Origin of the sequence: Kitasatospora sp. HUAS MG31 (genome assembly GCF_040571325.1) — a bacterium.
Classification (GTDB): Bacteria; Actinomycetota; Actinomycetes; order Streptomycetales; family Streptomycetaceae; genus Kitasatospora; species Kitasatospora camelliae.
On record NZ_CP159872.1, the window covers coordinates 7,412,637 to 7,432,197 of the forward strand.

19 protein-coding genes, 1 tRNA gene and 3 pseudogenes are annotated in these 19,561 nt (G+C 74.8%); 10 read left to right on the forward strand and 13 right to left on the reverse strand.

Features of this window, described 5'->3' with window-relative positions; all coding sequences use genetic code 11:
• Positions 1 to 2 precede the first annotated feature (2 nt).
• The 4 genes from ABWK59_RS33420 to ABWK59_RS33435 form a co-directional block, all read right to left on the reverse strand.
• Positions 3 to 2,729, reverse strand: coding sequence for a molybdopterin-dependent oxidoreductase (locus ABWK59_RS33420; protein ID WP_354644415.1), 2,727 nt, complete (start codon positions 2,727 to 2,729; stop codon positions 3 to 5).
• 1 nt (position 2,730) lies between these two features.
• Entirely contained in the window at positions 2,731 to 3,552 is an 822-nt protein-coding gene (locus ABWK59_RS33425; protein ID WP_354644416.1) for an FAD binding domain-containing protein, read from the reverse strand.
• A 329-nt stretch (positions 3,553 to 3,881) separates the two neighbouring features.
• Positions 3,882 to 5,186: an MFS transporter gene (locus tag ABWK59_RS33430; protein ID WP_420492960.1), complete on the reverse strand. Its 1,305-nt coding sequence runs from the start codon at positions 5,184 to 5,186 to the stop codon at positions 3,882 to 3,884.
• A gap of 186 nt (positions 5,187 to 5,372) precedes the next feature.
• On the reverse strand, positions 5,373 to 5,984 hold the full coding sequence (locus ABWK59_RS33435; protein ID WP_354644418.1) for a hypothetical protein: 612 nt from the start codon (positions 5,982 to 5,984) through the stop codon (positions 5,373 to 5,375).
• A gap of 236 nt (positions 5,985 to 6,220) precedes the next feature.
• Between ABWK59_RS33435 and ABWK59_RS33440 the strand changes: the two genes are divergently transcribed.
• On the forward strand, positions 6,221 to 6,409 hold the full coding sequence (locus ABWK59_RS33440) for a hypothetical protein (RefSeq protein WP_354644419.1): 189 nt from the start codon (positions 6,221 to 6,223) through the stop codon (positions 6,407 to 6,409).
• A gap of 34 nt (positions 6,410 to 6,443) precedes the next feature.
• Here the strand turns inward: ABWK59_RS33440 and ABWK59_RS33445 are convergent.
• Positions 6,444 to 6,784, reverse strand: a pseudogene (locus ABWK59_RS33445) (DUF5713 family protein).
• A gap of 164 nt (positions 6,785 to 6,948) precedes the next feature.
• On the opposite strand from ABWK59_RS33445, the gene ABWK59_RS33450 reads away from it, so the two are divergent.
• Positions 6,949 to 7,025, forward strand: a tRNA-Met gene (locus tag ABWK59_RS33450).
• An 84-nt stretch (positions 7,026 to 7,109) separates the two neighbouring features.
• On the opposite strand, the gene ABWK59_RS33455 is transcribed toward ABWK59_RS33450, so the two are convergent.
• Positions 7,110 to 7,679 (reverse strand): ArsR/SmtB family transcription factor, encoded by a 570-nt coding sequence (locus ABWK59_RS33455; protein ID WP_354644420.1) that lies wholly within the window; start codon positions 7,677 to 7,679, stop codon positions 7,110 to 7,112.
• A gap of 125 nt (positions 7,680 to 7,804) precedes the next feature.
• On the opposite strand from ABWK59_RS33455, the pseudogene ABWK59_RS36660 reads away from it, so the two are divergent.
• Both ABWK59_RS36660 and ABWK59_RS36665 read left to right on the forward strand, forming a co-directional pair.
• Positions 7,805 to 8,071, forward strand: a pseudogene (locus ABWK59_RS36660) (DUF2218 domain-containing protein); the annotation flags it as partial.
• A gap of 66 nt (positions 8,072 to 8,137) precedes the next feature.
• Positions 8,138 to 8,752, forward strand: a complete 615-nt coding sequence (locus ABWK59_RS36665) for an O-methyltransferase (protein WP_420492961.1) — start codon at positions 8,138 to 8,140, stop codon at positions 8,750 to 8,752.
• Between the two features lie 67 nt (positions 8,753 to 8,819).
• On the opposite strand, the gene ABWK59_RS33465 is transcribed toward ABWK59_RS36665, so the two are convergent.
• On the reverse strand, positions 8,820 to 8,969 hold the full coding sequence (locus ABWK59_RS33465; RefSeq protein ID WP_354644422.1) for a hypothetical protein: 150 nt from the start codon (positions 8,967 to 8,969) through the stop codon (positions 8,820 to 8,822).
• A 129-nt stretch (positions 8,970 to 9,098) separates the two neighbouring features.
• Here ABWK59_RS33465 and ABWK59_RS33470 point away from each other — a divergent pair, with 129 nt between their 5' ends.
• The 4 genes from ABWK59_RS33470 to ABWK59_RS33485 all read left to right on the forward strand — a co-directional run bounded on the left by ABWK59_RS33470 (position 9,099) and on the right by ABWK59_RS33485 (position 12,678).
• Entirely contained in the window at positions 9,099 to 9,767 is a 669-nt protein-coding gene (locus ABWK59_RS33470) for a hypothetical protein (RefSeq protein ID WP_354644423.1), read from the forward strand.
• Between the two features lie 346 nt (positions 9,768 to 10,113).
• Entirely contained in the window at positions 10,114 to 10,950 is an 837-nt protein-coding gene (locus tag ABWK59_RS33475) for a hypothetical protein (RefSeq protein WP_354644424.1), read from the forward strand.
• Positions 10,951 to 11,181: 231 nt separating this feature from the next.
• The gene (locus tag ABWK59_RS33480; protein WP_354644425.1) at positions 11,182 to 12,138 is read left to right on the forward strand and encodes a hypothetical protein; all 957 of its coding nucleotides are present in this window, start codon (positions 11,182 to 11,184) and stop codon (positions 12,136 to 12,138) included.
• 174 nt (positions 12,139 to 12,312) lie between these two features.
• On the forward strand, positions 12,313 to 12,678 hold the full coding sequence (locus ABWK59_RS33485) for a DUF1330 domain-containing protein (RefSeq protein WP_354644426.1): 366 nt from the start codon (positions 12,313 to 12,315) through the stop codon (positions 12,676 to 12,678).
• A 280-nt stretch (positions 12,679 to 12,958) separates the two neighbouring features.
• On the opposite strand, the gene ABWK59_RS33495 is transcribed toward ABWK59_RS33485, so the two are convergent.
• From ABWK59_RS33495 to ABWK59_RS33515, 5 genes and pseudogenes are all read right to left on the reverse strand, one after another.
• Positions 12,959 to 13,846, reverse strand: a complete 888-nt coding sequence (locus ABWK59_RS33495; RefSeq protein ID WP_354644427.1) for an alpha/beta fold hydrolase — start codon at positions 13,844 to 13,846, stop codon at positions 12,959 to 12,961.
• On the reverse strand, positions 13,843 to 14,583 hold the full coding sequence (locus ABWK59_RS33500; RefSeq protein WP_354644428.1) for a TetR/AcrR family transcriptional regulator C-terminal domain-containing protein: 741 nt from the start codon (positions 14,581 to 14,583) through the stop codon (positions 13,843 to 13,845). Before ABWK59_RS33500 ends, ABWK59_RS33495 begins: the two co-directional genes overlap by 4 nt.
• Positions 14,580 to 15,353 carry a class II aldolase/adducin family protein gene (locus ABWK59_RS33505; RefSeq protein WP_354645183.1) on the reverse strand — a complete coding sequence of 258 codons (774 nt, stop codon included), beginning with the start codon at positions 15,351 to 15,353 and terminating at the stop codon, positions 14,580 to 14,582. Before ABWK59_RS33505 ends, ABWK59_RS33500 begins: the two co-directional genes overlap by 4 nt.
• A 220-nt stretch (positions 15,354 to 15,573) precedes the next feature.
• Positions 15,574 to 16,134 carry a DinB family protein gene (locus ABWK59_RS33510; protein WP_354644429.1) on the reverse strand — a complete coding sequence of 187 codons (561 nt, stop codon included), beginning with the start codon at positions 16,132 to 16,134 and terminating at the stop codon, positions 15,574 to 15,576.
• Positions 16,135 to 16,176: 42 nt separating this feature from the next.
• Positions 16,177 to 16,637, reverse strand: a pseudogene (locus ABWK59_RS33515) (GNAT family N-acetyltransferase).
• Positions 16,638 to 16,822: 185 nt separating this feature from the next.
• Between ABWK59_RS33515 and ABWK59_RS33520 the strand changes: the two are divergent.
• Both ABWK59_RS33520 and ABWK59_RS33525 read left to right on the forward strand, forming a co-directional pair.
• Complete coding sequence (locus ABWK59_RS33520) at positions 16,823 to 18,076, forward strand: cytochrome P450 family protein (protein WP_354644430.1); 1,254 nt, start codon at positions 16,823 to 16,825, stop codon at positions 18,074 to 18,076.
• 90 nt (positions 18,077 to 18,166) lie between these two features.
• Positions 18,167 to 18,718 carry a molybdenum cofactor biosysynthesis protein gene (locus tag ABWK59_RS33525; protein ID WP_354644431.1) on the forward strand — a complete coding sequence of 184 codons (552 nt, stop codon included), beginning with the start codon at positions 18,167 to 18,169 and terminating at the stop codon, positions 18,716 to 18,718.
• Here ABWK59_RS33525 and ABWK59_RS33530 read toward each other — a convergent pair.
• Complete coding sequence (locus tag ABWK59_RS33530) at positions 18,693 to 19,535, reverse strand: class I SAM-dependent methyltransferase (RefSeq protein ID WP_354644432.1); 843 nt, start codon at positions 19,533 to 19,535, stop codon at positions 18,693 to 18,695. The genes ABWK59_RS33525 and ABWK59_RS33530 overlap by 26 nt on opposite strands.
• Positions 19,536 to 19,561: the final 26 nt, after the last annotated feature.

Consider the following 19,561-nt stretch of genomic DNA (forward strand, 5'->3'; position numbering starts at 1 on the left):
GATCAGGCCCGGGCCGTCGGCGCCTGCCGGTGGGCGCCCAGCCGGCCGTAGATCCGCTCGGGGGTCAGCGGCAGCGAACGGAAGCGGACGCCCGTGGCGTCGTGCAGGGCGTTCGCCAGCGCCGGCGCCACCGGGTTGATGCAGCACTCCGCCATCCCCTTGGACCGCACCGGTCCGAACGAGTCCGAGGTGTCCACCAGCAGCACCTCGGTGCGCGGTACGTCGGCGAAGGTCGGGATCCGGTAGTTGCGGAGGTTCGGGTTGGCCACCGCGCCGTCCGCGTCCAGCCGGTGGTTCTCGGTCAGCGCGAACCCGATGCCCTGCGCCACCCCGCCCTCCACCTGCCCCCGCACCTGCGCCGGATTGATCACCACCCCGGCATCCGCCGCCTGGACGCTGTACAGGACGCGGATCTCACCGGTCACCCGGTGCACGGCGATCCGGAAGCCCTGCGTGTTGGAGGTGACGCTGCGCGGCGACCCGTACGCCTTGCGGGCCGCGGTGAACCGGATGCCCCGCGCCCGGGCCTCCGCCACCAGCTCCGCCAGCGGGACGCGCCGCTCCCCGCAGAGCACCTCGCCGTCCTCCAGCGAGCACAGCACCGGGTGGACGCCGGTGTACGCCGCCGCGAACTCCACGATCCGGTCCCGGACGGCGCCGGCCGCCCGCAGCACCGCGTTGCCCGCCACGAACAGCCCCGCGCTGGCGAACGCGCCCGTGTCGAAGCCCGTCCGGTCGGTGTCGGACTGCACCAGGCGGATCCGGGCCGGCACCGTCCCCAGCTGGTCGGCCGCGATCTGCACGTGCGCGGTGGAGGTGCCCTCCCCGAACTCGACCGTCCCGACCGCGAGTTCGTACACCAGGTCGTCGCCCAGGGTGACCCAGGCCTCCGAGAGGTGCTCGGTCGGCGGCGCGGTCTCGTGCAGCGAACTCGCCACCCCCGTCCCGACCAGCCAGCCGGATCCCGGCGGCGGCTCCTGCGGCGCCCGGGCCAGCGCCCGCTCGACCAGGTCGATGCACCGCCCCAGCCCGTCCTCGGTGAACGCCACGTCGTCCGGGCCGTCGTGCAGGGCGACCAGCGGATCCCCCGGCCGCACGATGTTGCGCCGCCGCAGCTCCAACGGGTCCAGGTGCAGCGCCCGGGCCAGCTCGTCCATCGCCGACTCCACCGCGAACGCCGGCTGCGTCATCCCGTACCCGCGCAGCGCCCCGCTCGGCACGGTGTTGGTGTACACCGAGTACGCGTCGTACCGCTTGTTCGGGCACCGGTACAGCATCACCGCCGCGCCGCCCGCGTACAGCGTCTCGCCGCCGTGGTTGCCGTACGCGCCGGTGTTCGACACGTTGCGGACCTGGAACGCGGTGAGCGTGCCGTCCGCCTTGGCGCCGAGCCGCACGGTCAGCGTCATCGGGTGCCGCGGCGAGGCCGTGGTGAACTCCTCCTCGCGGGTGTACTCGAAGCTCACCGGCCGCCCGGTGTCCAGCGCCGCCAGCGCCGCCAGGTCCTCCGAGATCACCTCCTGCTTGCCGCCGAACCCGCCGCCGACCCGCCGGCAGAACACCCGCAGCCGGTCCGGGCGCAGCGCGAACAGGTACGCCAGCTTGACCTTGGCGATGGACGGCGACTGCGAGCTGGTGCGGACGTTCAGCCGCCCGTCCGCCATCCACGCGATCGAACCGTGGGTCTCCAGGTGCGCGTGCTGCACCCGCGGCGAGGAGTACGTGCCCTCGTGGACCACGTCCGCCTCGGCGAACCCGGCCTCCACGTCGCCGATGTCGCTGTGGAGTTCGAGAAGGATGTTGCGGGCGGGGTCACGGACGAAGGGGTCGTCGGCCGCGTGCACCTGCGGCGCCCCCTCGGCCATCGCCTCCTCGGGGTCGAACACCGCCGGCAGCACCTCGTACTCGACGGCCACCCGCCGGCAGCCCTCCTCCGCCGCCGCCACCGAGTCCGCCAGCACCGCCACCACCCGCTGCCCGACGAACCGCACCGTGTTGTCGAGGACGTACGTGTCGTCCGGATCGACCAGGTGGTCGGTGTGGATCGCCGTGGTGAACCGCCGCCGCGGCACGTCCGCCCAGGTGTAGACCCGCCGGACGCCCGGCACGGCCAGGGCCGCCGACTTGTCGATGGAGACGATCCGGGCGTGCGCGTGCGGGGAGTGCAGCACCTTGAGGTGCAGCATGCCGTCCATCCGGGCGTCCATGGTGAACTCGGCCCGCCCGGTCACCACCTCCTCGGCCGCCGGCGCGCCCACGCTCGTCCCCACCGCGCGGCCCGGCTCCGCCGACCCCGCCACGCCGACCACGCCCCGCACCGCGTCCTCGATCGCCCGGTACCCGGTGCAGCGGCACAGGTTGCCCTTCAACGCCCGTGGCAGGTCCTGCCGCTGCTCCTCGGTGAGGGCCGCCGTGGTCATGATCATCCCGGCGGTGCAGAACCCGCACTGGAACCCCGGCGCGTCCCGGAACCGGCGCTGCACCGGGTGAAGGTCGCCCGGCGTGCCCAGGCCCTCGACGGTGGTCACCGCACGGCCCTCCGCGCGGAACGCCGGCGTGACGCAGCTGTGCACCGGAACGCCGTCCAGCCACACCGTGCAGGCGCCGCAGTCGCCCGCGTCGCAGCCCTTCTTGACGCCCGGGTGGCCGAGTTCGCGGAGGAAGGTCCGCAGGCACTGGCCGGGCGCCGGCTCCCGCTCGAAGCCCCTGCCGTTCACGAGGTAGGTCATGTCAGTCCCCGGCCGCGAGTTCGCGGCGAATCTCCTCGGCGAAGTGCCGGGCCAGGTGCCGGCGGTGGTCGCGCGTCCCGTTCGGATCCTCGAACCAGACCTCGGCGGGGACGGCGTCGATGCCCTGCCGGAGCGTCCGCTCGTCGGGCAGGGTGTGGTAGGCCAGCCGCACCGGACGGGTGGTGCCCGCGGTGACGGTCAGCAGCAGGTCCTGGGACCCCGGCGTATGCGTCCCGACCAGGAACACGGTGGAGCGGCCGAGCCGGGTCAGCGAGAAGCGCCGGTGCGCGACCCGCTTGCGCAGCGCGTGCGCCGGGATGCTGATGCGCCGCAGGACCTCCCCGGGGGCGAGGACGTTCCGGTGGTCGCCGGTGACGAAGTCGAGGGCGTCGACGACGTGGACGGACCCGTCCCGGGCCCAGAGCTCGTACCGGGCCTCCAGCGCCACCGCCAGCGTGATCATCGGACCGGCGGGCAGCGAGAGGCAGATGTTGCCGCCCACCGTCGCCGCGTTCCAGACCTTGAACGAGGACAGGAACGCCTCGCAACCCGCCGCGAACAACGGGCCGGCCCGCCACTCGGCGGGCGGGGAGAAGGCGTACAGCTCGCGGATCGTGCAGGTCGCCGCGATCTCCAGCCCGGTGTCGTCCGCGACCAGCGGCTCCCAGCCGAGCGCCGTCAGGTCGACCAGGCGCCGCAGCCGGGGCTGCTCCGCCGAGAACAGCCACGTCCCGCCGGCCAGCCAGGCGTCCCCCGGGCGCCACTGCGCCCCCGGCCGGTCGGCCGGGCGCCGGACGACTTCGGTGATGGTGTTGAGGTCCACGGGAGGATCTCCCTCACGGCGTTGATCCGGCACGCCCGCCGTCGCGTGACACACGGTCACGACGCCCGGGCACCCGCGCCCAGGACGAACCGTCCGGACGGACCCACGGGGGGCTCGGCGCACGCGCCGAGGGATACGGAGGGATACGACCCCGGCCGCCCGCCGCGCCGGAATCCGCCGGACCCCGCAGGCCCTGCCTGTCCCGCCGACGCCCGACCGGCGGGCCGGGGATCACGTCCAGCGTAGCCACCACCCCGGACCCCCGCACGCCACACCGGGGCGGGGCCGCGCCGGTCTGACGGCGCCGCAGGAGCCGGGCGGGCCCGGGGTCACGCCGAGCGCGGCCGCGCCGGTACGCACAGCCGGGCCAGCCCCGCCGCCGCCAGGTAGGCGGCCGCCCCCACCGCCATGCTGACCCGCACCCCGCTGCCGTAGTCGACGGCGGTCGCCAGCAGGGTGCCGCCCAGGGCCACGCCGACGGCGCTGCCGACCTGGCGGGTGGTGTTGAACAGGGCGGAGGCCGTGCCCGCGTAGCCCGCCGGCGCGGACCCCATCACGGTGCCGGTGGACCCGGTGAGGGCGAAGGAGGTGCCGAACCCCGCGGCCATCATCGGCAGGACGAGCGCCGGGTACGGGGGTTCGGTGCCCGCCGCCGCCCAGCCGGCCAGCCCCGCCGCGGCCAGCAGCAGACCGCCGACGACCAGCGGGCGGTCGCCGGTCCGGTGGGCGAGCCGGCCCGACAGGGCGGAGGCGAACATGGTCATCGCCACCGCGGGGAACAGCGCCACCCCCGTCACCAGCGCGCTGTACCCGCGCTGGTGCTGGAAGTCCAGGCTGGCGGTGAACACCATGCCGTAGAAGCCGAAGTTGAACAGCAGCCCGATGACCGCGCCGCCGCTCATCGCCCGGGAGCGCAGCAGCCCGAGCGGGAGGACCGGCGACCGGGCCAGCCGCTCACGGAGCGCGAACCCAGCGACGGCCAGTCCGGCCAGGGCGAACCCGGCCAGGACGGCGGGGGAGGACCAGCCCAGCCGCCCGGCCTCGTTGAGCGCCCCGGTGAGCAGCGCCACCGCCGCCACCACGGCGCACTGGGCCGGCCAGTCCAGCGGACGGGACGGCAGGCGCGGCGAGCGGTCGACGTGGCGGAGCGTCAGGACCAGGCAGGCGACCCCGACCGGCAGGTTGATCAGGAACACCCACCGCCACCCCGTGGTGGACACCAGCAGCCCGCCCAGCAGCGGCCCGGCCGAGGCGGCGACACCCGCCACCGACCCCCACAGCCCGAACGCCCGCGAGCGGACCGCCGGATCCGGGTACGCCTGCTGGAGCAGCGCCAGCGAACCGGGCACGATCAGCGCCGCACCCAGCCCCTCCACGAACCGGCCCGCCACCAGGGCGGGGGTGTCCGGCGCCAGCGCGCAGACCAGCGAGGCGGCGGCGAACACGGTGACGCCGGTGCAGAACACCCGGCGATTGCCCAGCCGGTCGCCGAGGGCGCCGCCGGTGAGCAGCAGCCCGGCGAAGACCAGGGTGTACCCGTCGGTGATCCACTGGATCTCGGTGAGCGAGGCGGACAGCTCGCGGCCGATCACCGGCACCGCGACATTGATGATCGTCACGTCGAGGATCACCATGAAGTACCCGGCGCACACCGCCAGCAGCGGCGTCCACGAGGGCCGCCCGGCGGGCCCGGCATCCGCAACGGCCACCGGACCCCCACCACCCACGCCATCGGCCGACCCCGTGAACGGCACCTTCCCAGCTCCATCCCGGACCCGACGGTCCGTCACCGCGGCGACGCGGGGCCGGTCCGGGCGGTGTCAGCCCTCCGGCCGGTGCAGGAGGACCGCCTCGAACTCCTCCAGGCTGCGGATCACCACGCCCGTCCGCGGCACGCCCGCGGCACGGACCGCCGCGCTCGGGCCGCGCGAGGCGACCAGCGCCGCGCGGTCGGTGTGCAGTGCCCCCGCGGAACCGCGCCCGGCCGCGCGGTCGACCAGCAGGGTGAAGGACTCGAACCCGGGCGTCTCCCGCAGCGCCGGCAGGACCGACTCCCGGGCCGCCGTGATCATCTGCTCCGCCGAGGCGGGATCGAAGTCGAAGCGGAGCATCCGGAACCCGGCCCCGGCGCCGAGCCGCGCCGGGGGCGTGTACACCGCCGCCTCCCAGACGTCGGTGGCGATGCTGCTGGCGAACGGTCCCAGCAGAGCCGTCCGCCGGTCCCGCAGCCGCAGGTCGCTGGCCTGCTGGTCCTCCTCGGTCTCCCACCAGCTGCCCATCACGATCTTGCCCAGCTCGCGGTCGGCGAACAGGCCGAAGCCCTGGTAGCCGGGCTGGGGCGCGAGCAGCCCCGGGGCCTCGGCGGTCAGGGCGTCCAACGCACTGTCGATCAGTGCGGGGTCGCCGGTCGCGTAGACGGTACGCAGGTGCATCGCAGCTCCCAGTCCTCTCGGGCGTCCTCGGGCGGGCACGCCGAGGCGGGCGGCGGGCGTGCCGCCACCCGATGCCATTGGAGGAGCGGTCACGGCCGGTGGGCAACGCGGGACGGTCCGTTCGTGGCACGGCCCGGGAACCGCAGGCGCCGTATGTCATCGCAGCCGCGTTTATAGATATGCAAAGTATGGCAAACTGGTCATACGTGATAACGCTCTACCGAGGAACATCACTGATGACTTATGGAGTCCACCCCCGAACTCCTCATATCCGTGCGAACGTCGAACTGGCCCGGGACTGCGGTGCCTGCCGCGGCTGGGGCACGGTGATCACCGACGAGGGCCGGCACGAACTGTGCGCGGTCTGCCAGTCCCCCCTCCCGTCCGAGGGCCTCGCCGCACCGAGACCCGCCGGCGAGGTCTGACGCCCTCCGGTCCGCTCCGACCGCCCGCGCGGCGTCACCAGTCGCGGACGGCGATCAGCTCCTCCACATCCGCGTCCGCGAACCCGTAGGCGTCCGCGATGAAGCCGAAGTCCTCGGCGATCTCCTCGCGGGCCACCGTCTCGATCTCGCTGCCCGCCGCCTCGAGGCGTCCTGCAGGACGTTGAACTCCTCGGTGGCGGCAGCGGTGAGGGCGTAGAGGGCCACCAGGTCGGCCGGCAGCTCCGCCTCGATCCGCTCGCACAGCCGCACCAGGATGTCCCGGCCGCGGTCGAGCAGCGCGTCCGGGTAGTAGTCGTCGCCGTCCAGGGCGTGCAGGAAGCGGTGCTGGGCGACCTTCGGGTCGGTGATCGGCACGGTGGGAACCCCCTCGGGTGTCGGGCGGCGGATGAGGCGATCCTCCACCCACCCACTGACAGGCCGGTCCACGGCGCTGCCGGGCGGTCGGCGGTGCCGGGCGGTCGGCGGTGGAATCGGATTTCCTTTTCGGGGCCGGTAGCCCGTAGAGTGGGGTTCACCGACGCGGGGTGGAGCAGCTCGGTAGCTCGCTGGGCTCATAACCCAGAGGTCGCAGGTTCAAATCCTGTCCCCGCTACCACATGGCCGGGCCCGGTGCGCTCTCCGCGCACCGGGCCCGCGTCCGTTCTGCCCCCGGTGGCGGTGCCACCGTCGGCGTCGCGCGTCAGGCGTCCGGGTCGGGGCCGAGGCCGGGGATGTCGGCGGGGAAGAGGCTGACCAGCAGGCCGTACGGCTCCCCGCTGGAGCTGTCGGTGGGCAGCGGGCCGTCGACGTCCGCGCGGATCCGGTCGGCCAGGGCCCGGGCCTCGGACTCGGTGAGCCAGAGGTGGCGCAGCACGGTGTGCTCCGGCTGGCCCGGGCGCGGGGGCAGCATCTCGGACAGCGCGGCGTTGATCAGGAACTCGGCGCCGCCCGCGGACTCCTCGGAGAACACGAAGGAGTCGCCGGTCAGCGCGAAGTACTGCTCGGTGCCGCCGCGGACCTGCCGGGTCTCGCCCGGCCGGACCAGCCCCGCCTCCCGGAGCACGCGGACGTGGTAGTCGACCGTCCCCTTGCTGGTGCCCATCGCCTCGGCGAGCTGCCGCAGCGTCGCCGGTCGCTGCCGCAGCGCGTTCACCATGCGGTGGCGTACCGGGTGTCCCAGGGCCTTGAACTGCTCGGGGCTGCGCAGCACCACGGTCCGGGTGTCCTCACCCCGGTCGGTGGTGCCGTTCTCGTCGTCCGCGTCCGTCACGCCGGAAAGTGTCCACAACTCTCGACGCTTTGACAAGCCGGTCGACGGGGCGTCAGAATCCGTTCCGTCGAAGCGTCCACTTTTCTCGACGCTTGGTTTCCCGGAAGCATCAGGAAGGCCCACCCATGCCTCTGTCGACCGCGCTCGTCACCACCGACCGTCCCGAGCGCTACATCAAGCAGCTGGTCTCCCACATGGCCCACAAGGTCACCACCGAACTCGCCGCCGACGGCCGCGGCTCCATCACCCTCGACTACGGCCGCTGCGACCTCGCCCCGACCGCCGGGACCATCGAACTCACCGCCCGCGCCGAGGATTTCGAGGGCCTCGCCAAGGTCCAGGACGTGATCACCCGTCACCTGGTGCGGTTCGCCGCCCGGGACGAGCTCGCCGTGGACTGGAGCGAGCCCCGCGGCTGGGAGACCCTCGAACTCCGCGACCCCGCCGTCGACGCGTACCTGGTCGCCCACAGCACCGCCCCCGACGCGCTGCTCCAGGAGCTCACCGCCGAGACCCGGGAGGCCACCGGCCGAGCGGCCGGCATGCAGGTCTCGCACGACGAGGGCGTGCTGCTGGGCATGCTCGTCGGGCTGACCGGCGCCCGGTTCGCCGTCGAGGTCGGCGTCTTCACCGGGTACTCCTCGCTGTGCATCGCCCGCGCCCTGCCCGCCGACGGGCGGCTGCTGGCCTGCGACGTCAGCGAGGAGTGGACGGCCGTGGCCCGCCGGGCCTGGGAGCGCGCCGGGGTCGCCGACCGGATCGACCTCAGGATCGCCCCGGCCATCGACACCCTGCGCGCCCTGCCCGAGGACCGGGTCATCGACATCGCCTTCATCGACGCCGACAAGACCGGCTACCCGGACTACTACGAGGAGATCGTCCGGCGCCTGCGGCCCGGCGGCCTGGTCGTCCTGGACAACGTCCTGCTCGGCGGCCGCGTCCTCGACCCCGGCTGCCGGGAGGAGGCCGCAACCGCGATGCGCCGCCTCAACGAGCTGATCGCCGCGGACGACCGCGTCGAGGCCGTGATGCTCCCGGTCCGCGACGGCGTCACCCTCGCCCGGCGGCGCTGACCCCGTCCGCCGCCGGGCACCGCAGGGGCCGCGGGCGCGGAGCGTGGCGGACGCCGGGGGCGGCGGCTCAGCCGTCCGGCGGGGTGTACTCGTCGGGCATGGAGCTGTGATGTTCCACCGGGTCCTGGGTGCCGTGCCGCGCCCACAGCCAGAACCCGCCGCCCACCAGCCCGAGCACGCCCACCGGGACGGCGACCGCGAGCAACCACTCCGGCATCCCGACCTCCTCGCCGTTCCGGGTCACCACCGTCGGTGACGAACAATCAGGCGCGATGGTTCCAGGGGTCGATAGGGTGGACGGACGCCGTACGGCCGTACGCCTGCGGCACGGGGGGAATGAGAGACCATGGGGACGAACGACGCCGAGCCCGGGGCCGCCCTGGAGCCCTGCCCGGGCTGTGGGCGGGACGACCAGGTGCGCAGCGTCCCGGCCGTCTACCTCGGCGGCCACGACCGGGTGACCCTGCCCGCCGCGCAGGACGCCGACGGCACGAACCGCACCGTGACCCGGGAGACCACCAGCGCCCTCGCCCGCGCCCTGGCGCCCGTCCCGGAGAACCCACTGCCGACGGCCGGGCGTACGGCGCTGGGCGTGCTCGCCGCCCTGGTCTCGCTGGGCACGTTCATCGGCGGGGCGGCCGGCGGCCACTGGTTCAGCGGGAACGACGACGACCTCCCCGAGCTGGTCAGCTATGCGACCTACGCCCGGCAGCCGCGCGGCGCCGACGTGGACCTTGCGTTCCTCGGCTGGATCTCGCTCGCCGCCCTGCTGGTGGCGGTGGCCCTGTTCGCCTGGTCGGCGTACCGCCGCGCCCTGTACCGCCGGCTGCTCGCCGGGCGGCCCGCCGCGGAGGCGGTCTGGTCCCGCGGCCGGTACTGCGCCCGCTGCGCCACGGTGCACCTCGGCCGGCGAGCCGGCGGCGACGGACGGGCGCTCAGCCTGGGCGAGTTCCGCGTACTGGTCTGGCAGGCGGGCGGGTACGGGCACCTGGCGGACGGTCAGCCCGTCTACTGAACCCCGAGCAGCCGGCGGGACGGAAGGGCTTTGCGCGGACCGGCCGGCGGGTCGTCGGACGGCGGTCACGGAGAACCCGATCCGGCACGCCCTACCGCTCGACGTCCGGGAGGCGGCGGACCGCACCCAGGCCCGGGGGTGGCCGCTCGGGCGGCCGGACTGCCCGGCCGGGCGGCGACCAGAAGCGCGGTGGCCGGAAGCGCGTCGGTCCGGCCGGAGGCGGCGGCGTCGGCGGTCGGCCGCGAGCTCGCCGCGCGGCTCGGTGTGCCTTCACCTTCTCGCCCCCGGACGATCCGGGGGCGGCCCCGGCGGAGGATCGCCCCGCCGGTGCTGGCAGGCTGGACCGGTGCTGACCGACGGCGAGTGCGACGACCTGCTGATCCCGGGGGAGGGCCCGCTCTTCCCCACACTGTGGCCCGCCTACCTGACCCGCATGTGGGGACTGGAGGGACCGGACGGCCGCCGTCTCGCCGCCTGGTTCGGCACCGACGCCACCGCCGCCGAGGCGGCCTGGGACGGGTACCTGTGGGGCGCCTCGGAGTTCCGACTGCCCCTCGACGGCGGGCACACCCTCCGGGTTTCGAGCCTGGAAATCCCCACCGAGTGGGGGACGGAGGTCACCCTCCACCACCCCGACTGGTCGCCCCGTCTGCTGAACCTGGCCACCTTCGACCGCTACCTCGCGCAGCGCCTCGGCACACCCGAGCGGCAGTCCGGACCCGGCCTGTCCTGGACGGAGCTCACCCACCTCGCCCGCACCCCGGACCGTGCCGCCCCGGGCGTCCACGACCCGCGGGCGCGGCTGCTCCTGCTGCTCCCGGCGCTCGGCGACGCGGACACCCCGGCCGACGCGCCCGAGGTGATCGGCACGGCGCTCGCCGCGGCCGGAGTCCCGACTCCGGATGCGACCGACGCCGCGCGGTTCCTGCTGGAACGCCCGATCTGGCCCGCAGCCCGGTGGACGCCCCCGGCCGTACCGGAGCCACGCCGCCGCCTGCCCTGGCACCGCCTGCCGTGGTCCCGTCCGGCCGCCGGGCGGTCCGTCCCCGGCCTGGTCCGCTGCGACGCCGCGGCCAGCCCGCGCGCCGCCGCCGACCTGACCGCGCACCTCGCTCCCCGGCAGGTCGAACGGCTCGCCCGGGCCCTGGGCTCGTTGCCGCCAGCCGCCCCTGTCGAGTCCTGACCACGGCCTCGCTTGGATCGGCGCTCGACTTTCCGTTATCGCGCCCCGCCCTGCGGGTCTCCCCACCGTGCGCCTCGGCGGCGCACCCCGGTCCGGGCGGGTTCCGCCCGCCGCCGGGCAGCACGCGAGGGGAAGGAGGACGGCCATGGCGGGCCACCACCGCACCGTACGGGCCTTCCGCCCCCTCACCCGCGCCCCGCTCGCGGGCGCCGCCAGGACGGGAACCACCTGATGATGCTCGACTCCCCGCGTTCGTTCTCCCGCGGCTGGGCCCTGGCCGCCGGGATCCCCGCCCTGCTCGGCGGCACGCTGTTCCTCCTGGGCTCGACCCCGGCCGACGAGCAGGTCGCGGTCAGGGCGGCCACCGGACGCGCCGGGACGGCGGCCGCGCCCCCGGCCGCCGTCCCGCCGGCGGATCCGGCGATGCCCACCTCGCCCTGGGTGCTCGCGGCCGCCCGGGGACTGGCCGAGGAACTGGGCGGCTACCGGCTGAACTCCCCGGTGACCGACCTGCCCGCCGGGCTGGCGAGCGGCTACCCGTTCACCGTCACCGGCCCGGACGGCCGCCCGGTCACCGAGTTCACCACCGTCCAGACCAAGCCGATGCACTTCTACGCGATCCGCGAGGACCTCGGCGGCTACCAGCACCTGCACCCCGTGATGGCCGCCGACGGCACCTGGACCGCCGACCTGGCCGCCCTCGACCCGGGCAACTGGCGGCTGTACGCCTCCTTCGTCCCCGGGGCCGGCGGAAGCCACCGCGGCGAACTCATCCTCAGCCGCACGGTGAAGGTGCCCGGCCAGCCCGCCCCGGCGGCGGCCCCGGCAGCCCCGGCCGGCCCCGCCGGTGACGTCGGCCGGGCCACCGTCGACGGCTACACGGTCAGCGTGCGGCAGGTGCCCGCCACCGGCGGCGGCAGCCAGCTCACCGCCACCGTCAGCAAGGACGGACAGCCCGTCACCGACCTCCAGCCGTACCTGGACAGCTACGCCCACCTCAGCGCCTTCCACGCGGGCGACCAGGGACTGGCCCACCTCCACCCGCTGGACGCGGTGGCCGGCGACCACGGCGGCCCCACCCTGACCTTCCACTCCGCGCTCGCCATGTCCGGGGACTGGCGGCTCTACCTGCAGTTCCAGACCGGCGGCCAGGTGCACACCGCCGACCTCACGCTCCGGTTCCCCTGACACCGCCTCACCCGTCGGCCGTCGAGGGCCTCAGCGCCGGTCGCCCTTCCCTCCGGGGTAATCGCCGCGGCCGGCGCGGGTGACTAGCGTCGACGTCGGCGGCCTCCACCGGAGACCGGCCCACCGACCGGGACCCGAACCGGGACCCGAATCCGACGGAGAGGCAGGCAGACCATGCCCGCATACGGCTTCGCCCACCTTCACGACCGGCGCCCGCACCCCGACATCGTCGAGTACCTGGAGCGGATCCAGGACACCCTCACCCCCTTCCACGGCCGCTTCCGCATCCACGGCGGCCGGACCGAGGTGGTGGAGGGCAGCTGGACCGGGAACATGGTGCTGATCGAGTTCCCCGACCTGGCCACCGCCCGCGCCTGGTACGACTCGCCCGCCTACGAGGCCATCAAGCGGCTGCGCGCCGACCACATCGACGGCGACCTGGTGCTGGTCGAGGGCGTCGGGCCGGACTACGACCCCGCCGAGCGGGCCCGGAAGCTGCTCGCCGACGGCGGTGCGGGGACGGCGGGGACGGCCTCCTGAGGGCACGTCGGCCCGGACCGGCCGGGTGAGAGCAGGTGCGACGTCACCCGGTCGCCGCGATCGTTGGCCTGTGAACACGAGACCCGAGCCCCCGCCCCCCGCCGCAGACGGCCGGCCGGAACGCCGGGCGAACGAGCGCTTCGCCCTGGCCGCGATGATGTTCGCCAGCGCGATGACCTTCATCGACCAGACCATCGTCTCGATCGCCGCGCCGGACATCACCGAGGAACTCCACCTAGCGGCTGACCCCCGCAGGCGCGGGGAGGACGCGGGGCGCCGGTCAGCGGGTCAGGAACTCCGCCAGGGCTGCGGCGACCTCGCTCGGGTTCTCGACCTGCGGGTAGTGGCCGGTGGGCGGCGGGCCGGACAGCTCGACGACCGTGGCACGCGGCATCCGCCGACGCACCCGGGCCAGCACGTGGGCGCCGCTGATCGGGTCGGCCGGGCCCCAGACGAACAGGGTCGGCCCGGCGTACCCCTCCTGGGCCCTGTTCCACCGCGTCCCGTACGTCCGGCGCTCGTCGATGTACCGCAGCAGCCGTGGGGCCAGCAGCCGCCCGTCCGCGCGGGCGACGCCCAGCCACATCTCGTGCAGCAGCCGGTCGGACACCGGGCGGGACAGCACCCGCCGCATCGAGGCGCGGAACCCGCGCTCGGTCATCGCCCGCGCCAGCAGCGGGCCCAGCGGGCCGTGCAGCAGCCGCTGGACCAGGGCCGGGCGGTGCAGGTCGGCGTACAGGCCGCCGTTCAGCCAGGCCATCCGGACGATCCGGTCAGGGTCGCGGGCGAGCAGCTCCTGGGCGACGCTGACGCCGTAGTCGTGGGCGACCAGAGCGGTCCTGCCGATGCCCAGCTCCTCCCACACCGCCTGGACCAGGTCGGCCTGCTCCAGCAGGGAGTACGCGTGGTCGCGCGGCTTGTCGCTCTCGCCGAAGCCCAGCAGGTCGAGGGTGGTCACCCGGCAGCCGCCGGCGGCCAGGGCGGGCACCACGCCCGCCCAGTCGTGCGAGGAGGTCGGGAAGCCGTGGACGAGGGTCACCGGCCGCCCGTCCCCGGGGCCGTCCTGCCGGACGAACAGCGTGTGCCCGCCCACGGCCAGGCGGCGGCCGCCCGCGACCCACTCACGGAGGGGCGGGAACGGGTCCTCGATCGGCGTCAGCGGATTCACGGGCCCTCCGCGTGGTCCGGGTGGTCCGGGCGGCTGCCGATGCCGTCCAGCAGGGACTGCAGGCCGAAGTCGAACTCCTGGTCGCTGTCCGGGGTGTTGAGCAGCTCGGCGTGCTTCCGCACCACGGGATGGGTGTCCGCCGGCAGGCTCGCGAACAGGTCGGCCATGGCGGCCCGCTGGTCGGCGGTGCGGGCGGCACCGCCGGCGTCCATCTGGGCGGCGCCGATGACGAAGTGCATCAGCGTCAGGTAGATGTGCACCGCGCTCGCCGGCGGCCAGCCCGCCCGGATCAGCAGGCCCAGGCCGTGCTCGCGGGCCCGCATCGCGTTCGGCCCGAGCAGCTGCCCGGCGACGAACAGCGGCGCCACCGCCGGGTGGTCGCGCAGCACCCGCCGGAACGCGCGGGCGCCCGCGGCGACCGCCGCCCGCCAGTCCGGCTGCTCTGCCGGCAGCACCACCTCCGCCAGGACCCGGTCCACCAGCTCGACCAGCAGCTCCTCGCGGCTGGCCACGTGCCGGTACAGCGAGGTGTGCCGGGTGCCCAGGTGGTCGGCCAGCCGGCGCATGGTCAGGGCGTCCAGCCCGTCCCGGTCCGCGATCTCCAGCGCCGCGCCGGTGATCGCCTCCAGCGAGAGCCCGCCCACCCGCGGCCGCCGGCCGGCCCGGTCGGCGTACCGCTGGCGCCACCAGGACGCCGAACCCGGCTGCGGGGGCGGTGTTGCCGCCGGCGTGCTCACTCGAACAGGTCCGGGTCGGAGCGGACGATGTCCTCCCACAGCGGCTGGAAGGAGAACCAGCCGGCCAGCGGGAAGCCGGTCTGCTCGCGGGTGTACCGGGCCGCCTCCGGGCTCATCACCCTCGGCGTCCCGGCGGCCTCGGCGAGCAGCTGCGCCTGGGCGCTGCGCTCCATGGTGATGAACCACCAGGCGGCCTCGTCCACGCTCTCGCCCACGGTGAAGACACCGTGGTTCTGGTGGATCGCCGCCCGGTGCGGCCCCAGCCCGGCGGCCAGCAGGGCACCCGCCTTCTCGTCGACCACCACCTCGCCGCCGCCGTCGGCCACCACCACGTGGTTCTCGAACAGCGCGCAGGCGTCCTGGGTGATCGGGTCGAGCGGACGGCCCAGGCTCGACCACGCCTTGCCGTGGGTCGCGTGGGCGTGACAGGCGGCGACCACGTCGGGGCGGGCGGCGTGGATGGCCGAGTGGATGACGAAACCGGCGCGGTTGACCGGCTTCCGGCCGTGCCGGACCCGCCCCTCGTGGTCGACCAGGATCAGGTCGGAGACCCGGACCTGCCGGAAGGACATGCCGAACGGGTTCACCCAGAACATGTCCGGGAACTCCGGGTCGCGGACGGTGATGTGCCCGGCCACGCCCTCGGAGAAGCCGAACCGCCCGAAGATCCGGCAGGCGCCCGCCAACCGCTGCTTGCGGTGCTCACGCTCCTCCTCGACGGTGGCGAACTGCGGGGGAAGGGCGAACTCCAGCCCCTCCTGGACGGGCATGAAGGCGCTGATCGTCTCCGACACCGGGTCCCCTCTCGACGGTCGGCTGAGCGGCGGCACCATCATGCGTCCACTGGACGCATTTCACAAGAGGGGTGCGTGCGTCGTGGGGCGGGCCGCCGGGAACGCCGCCGGGCCCGGCTCCGCGGGTGCGGACCGGGCCCGGTCGGGGCTTCACTCGTGAACGACGAGCCGACCGCGGCTCATCGCCGGAGGCGGCTCACTGGCCGACGCGGCCGTCGATGCGCTCGCGCAGCAGGTCGGCGTGTCCGCAGTGGCGGGCGTACTCCTCGATCCGGTGCACCAGCAGCTCGCGGATCGCCACCCGGTCCTTGCCCACGCGCTCGCCGAGGTCCGTGAACGCGGCCAGCGCGGCGTCGGTCTCGGCCTGCTCGCGCTCCAGGTCGGCGTAGGAGGCGTCGACCACGGCCGGATCGGCCACGGCGCCGTCGAAGTCGCCGTCCCGCACGCCGTACAGCTTCGGCAGCGGGTCCGCCTCGGTGAGCCAGTTGCGCCAGTCCCGCTCCACCTCGGCGAGGTGCCGGACCAGGCCCAGCAGCGACATGGTCGACGGCGCGGCCGAACGACGGGCCAGCTGCTCGGGGTCGAGGCCCTCGCACTTCATCCGGAGGGTGACGCGGTAGTTCACCAGGAAGTCCCGCAGCGTCGCCAGCTCGCCGTCCGGGCCGGTGCCCTCCGTGTGACGGGGGTCGTCGGCCGGGTCGGCCCACATGTCGGGGTGGACGGTCGCCTGCGTCCATCGCTCGGGTTGATCGCTCATGGCGACCACGATCGTCGCTGACGGCCGGGGACCGCCACCGAGTTACCGACCCGGGGCGACCCCCGCGGCGGGCTCGCGCACCAGGAACACGTCCACCGGGTCCTCGGACTCCAGCGTGAAGCCGTGGCGCTCGTACAGCCGCCGGGCCGGGCTGCCCCGCAGCACGTTCAGCCGCACCGCGACGCCGTCACGGTCGCAGCGCCCCAGCAGCTCGCCCAGCACCGCCCCGCCGATGCCGGCGCCCTGCAGATGCGGGGAGAGGTAGAAGTGCTCCAGCCGGCGGACGTCCCCGGCCGGCCGCAGCGCCACGCAACCGGCGAACGCGCCCTCGACCTCGATCACCCAGGTGTGCTCCGGCGCGAAGCCCCCCGCAGCCGCTGCCGCACCCGCCGCCCGTCGTACCGCCCCAGCCGCTCCAGATCCGCCCGCAGCACCACCGCCCGCAGCTCCGCCACCGCCTCGACATCCGCCACCGACGCCGCCCGCAACCCCCACCCCACCATGATCGCCACCCTACCGGGACCGGCTCCGTTGCCCGGCCGGTGACCGGCCCCGCGGAACCGCGGGCGGTCGGCCCTGGCCGGAAAAGGGGCCTCCGGGGTGGGGGTGGTGCGGGTACAGTCTGGTCGTTGATCTTGTATCGGGGGGTGCAGGGCGTGGCCACCGATCCGACTGTGGAGGCTTTCTGATGGACACACAGCTGACGGATGCTCAGCGATGCCCGTACCGGCTCGACCCGACCGGGGCGGACCTCCACGGGGAGGCGGCCGCGCTGCGGGCGCAGGGGGCGGCGGCCGAGGTGGAGCTGCCCGGGGGCATCCGGGCGTGGGCGGTCACCGACCCCGGGCTGATCAAGCGGCTGCTCACCGACCCGCGGGTCTCCAAGGACGCCCACCGGCACTGGACGGCGTACCTCGCCGGTGAGGTGCCCGAGGACTGGCCGCTGCGGATCTGGGTCGACGTCCGCAACGCCCTCACCGCGTACGGCGACGAGCACACCCGGCTGCGCCGGCTGATCGGCCGCGCCTTCACCACCCGGCGGGTCCGCGCGCTGACCCCGGCGATCGAGCGGATCACCGCCGACCTGATCGAGCAGCTCGCCGCCGAGGACCGCGAGCGGCCCGTGGACCTGCACGCCCGCTTCACCTGGGTGCTGCCGCTGATGGTCGTCAACACCCTGCTCGGCGTACCCGAGTCGATGCACGACGCCTTCCGCACCACCGTCGGCAGCCTCTTCGACACCGACGTCAGCGCCGAGCAGTCCGTCCTCAACGGCCAGGCCGTCTACCGGCTGCTCGCCGAACTCGTCGAGGCCAAGCGCAAGGACCTCGGCGACGACGTCACCAGCGTGCTGATCGAGGCCCACGACGACGAGACCGGCACCGGCCTGTCCGAGCAGGAACTCCTGGACAGCCTCCTGCTGCTGATCGGCGCCGGCCACGAGACCACCGTCAACCTGCTCGACCACGCCGTGGTCAACCTGGTCCGCCACCCCGACCAGCTCGCCCTGGTCCGCGACGGCCGGGCCGCGTGGACCGACGTGGTCGAGGAGACCCTGCGCCACCAGGCCCCCGTCGCCAACATCATCCCCCGCTTCGCCACCGAGGACGTGTACGACGAGGAGACCGGGATCACCCTCCCCGAGGGCGAGATGCTGGTCATCGGCTTCGCCGCCGCCGGTCGCGACCCCGGCCTGCACGGCGCCACCGCCGACCGGTTCGACCTCACCCGCGAGACCCGGCGCGACCACCTCTCCTTCGGCCACGGCACCCACTTCTGCCTCGGCGCCGAACTCGCCCGCCTGGAAGCCCGGATCGCCCTCACCGCCCTCTTCGACCGCTTCCCCGGGCTCACCCTCGCCACCCCCGTCGAGGAGCTGCGCCCGCTGGAGTCGTTCATCTCCAACGGCCGCAAGGAACTGCCGGTCCTGCTCGGCTCCTGACCCACCGCGCGGCCGGGGGCCGGCCCCTCACCGTGGGACGGCCCCGCGGCCGGGTCGGGGCGGGAGCCTCCGGACCGTAGGGTGGATCCCATGGTCGCGATCGAGGTGGTGCAGCTGCTGGTGTCGCCCGGACACCGCTACGAGGGACGCCCCGCCGAGGGCCCGTCCGCGGAGTCCCCGGGGGAACTCGTCACCCGGGCCGAGGTGCGCGGTGGCCTGGGGATCGTCGGCGACCGCTACTTCGCCCGCCCGGCCCACCGCGACGCCGCCCTCACCCTCATGGCGGCCGAACGGCTCCCGCTCGACATCGACCCCGCCGTGGACCTCCGGCAGACCCGGCGCAACGTGCTGCTCCGCGGCGTGGACATCGACGCGTACGTGGGCGCGACCGTGTCCCTGGACTGCGGGACCGGCCCGGTGCTCCTCGCCGTCCGGCGTGCGGCCCGGCCCTGCGCCTGGATGGACGCCGAGATCGGTCCCGGCGCGCAGCGGGCCCTGCGGGGCGGGGGAGGGGTGCGGTGCACGCCGCTGAGCGACGGCGTACTGACCGTGGGGCCGGCGGTGTTCGAGGTCGTGGCGGAGGCGGGGGCAGGGGCGGCCGGCGCGGGCGGTGCGGTCAGGGGACCCGGCCCCAGGCGGTGATCAGGCCGGGGGAGAGGTCGGCGACCGTTCCGGCGGTGAGGGCCTTCCGGGCCTCGTCGAGCGTGGCGGAGTCGAGGATGCCGGTGGCGAGCATGGCCGCGCGGCTGCGGTCCCAGGTGTCCAGCCAGAACGCGCCGATCGGACTGCCCGCGACCAGCGCCGGCACGTGCACCTCCGCGCCGACCTCGGACAGCCCGAGCTCGCGCAGCAGCCGCGGATAGCCCGGCGTCCAGGTCACGTCCGTCCCGATGGTGGCCCGCAGCGCCGCCCACATCGCCCGCATCGCCAGCCGGTACGGGGTGTCGGGCGGACCGGCCGTGGTGAGGTCGATCGCGTCGCCGAGCAGCAGATGCCCGCCCGGGGAGACGAGATCCCGCAGCCGGGACATGATCCGGCGGCGCTCCGGCAGGTGCATCATCACGAACCGGGCGTGGACCAGGTCGAACCGTCCCGGGTCGAAGTCCGGCGCCGTGACGTCGGCGGCGAGCGTCCGCAGCGGCCCGCCCGCGTACGGCTCCACGAACCGCACGTCCCGGTCGACGGCGAGTACCTCGCGGACCCCGGCCTCCCCGGCCAGCCAGCGGGCGATCGTGCCGGTCCCGGCGCCGATCTCGCAGCACCGCGCGCCCGGACCGGCACCGAGGGAGCGCAGACGGGCGCGGGTGACGTGGTCGTAGGCGAGGGAGCCCAGGTCGATACGGGTGCCCTCGCCGGGCTTCCACGGCTCGAAGAGGGACTCGCCGTAGGCGCCGTCGGGGGCGCCGTCGGGGGCGGGGGCGGGGGCGGCCGGGCCCGGTGCGGTCTGCTCGGAGGACATCCGCGGTCCTTTCGTCCGTCCGGGCC

Bases quoted from the DNA above. Each gene is read 5' to 3' on its own strand.
- ABWK59_RS33530 (WP_354644432.1), bottom strand. From the start codon at position 19,535: ATGTCCTCCGAGCAGACCGCACCGGGCCCGGCCGCCCCCGCCCCCGCC.
- ABWK59_RS33505 (WP_354645183.1), bottom strand. From the start codon at position 15,353: ATGCCCGTCCAGGAGGGGCTGGAGTTCGCCCTTCCCCCGCAGTTCGCC.
- ABWK59_RS33440 (WP_354644419.1), top strand. From the start codon at position 6,221: ATGACTTATGGAGTCCACCCCCGAACTCCTCATATCCGTGCGAACGTC.
- ABWK59_RS33430 (WP_420492960.1), bottom strand. From the start codon at position 5,186: ATGGTGATCCTCGACGTGACGATCATCAATGTCGCGGTGCCGGTGATC.
- ABWK59_RS33520 (WP_354644430.1), top strand. From the start codon at position 16,823: ATGGACACACAGCTGACGGATGCTCAGCGATGCCCGTACCGGCTCGAC.
- ABWK59_RS33510 (WP_354644429.1), bottom strand. From the start codon at position 16,134: ATGAGCGATCAACCCGAGCGATGGACGCAGGCGACCGTCCACCCCGAC.
- ABWK59_RS33420 (WP_354644415.1), bottom strand. From the start codon at position 2,729: ATGACCTACCTCGTGAACGGCAGGGGCTTCGAGCGGGAGCCGGCGCCC.
- ABWK59_RS33465 (WP_354644422.1), bottom strand. From the start codon at position 8,969: ATGCCGGAGTGGTTGCTCGCGGTCGCCGTCCCGGTGGGCGTGCTCGGG.
- ABWK59_RS33435 (WP_354644418.1), bottom strand. From the start codon at position 5,984: ATGCACCTGCGTACCGTCTACGCGACCGGCGACCCCGCACTGATCGAC.
- ABWK59_RS33480 (WP_354644425.1), top strand. From the start codon at position 11,182: ATGATGCTCGACTCCCCGCGTTCGTTCTCCCGCGGCTGGGCCCTGGCC.
- ABWK59_RS33485 (WP_354644426.1), top strand. From the start codon at position 12,313: ATGCCCGCATACGGCTTCGCCCACCTTCACGACCGGCGCCCGCACCCC.
- ABWK59_RS33525 (WP_354644431.1), top strand. From the start codon at position 18,167: ATGGTCGCGATCGAGGTGGTGCAGCTGCTGGTGTCGCCCGGACACCGC.
- ABWK59_RS33470 (WP_354644423.1), top strand. From the start codon at position 9,099: ATGGGGACGAACGACGCCGAGCCCGGGGCCGCCCTGGAGCCCTGCCCG.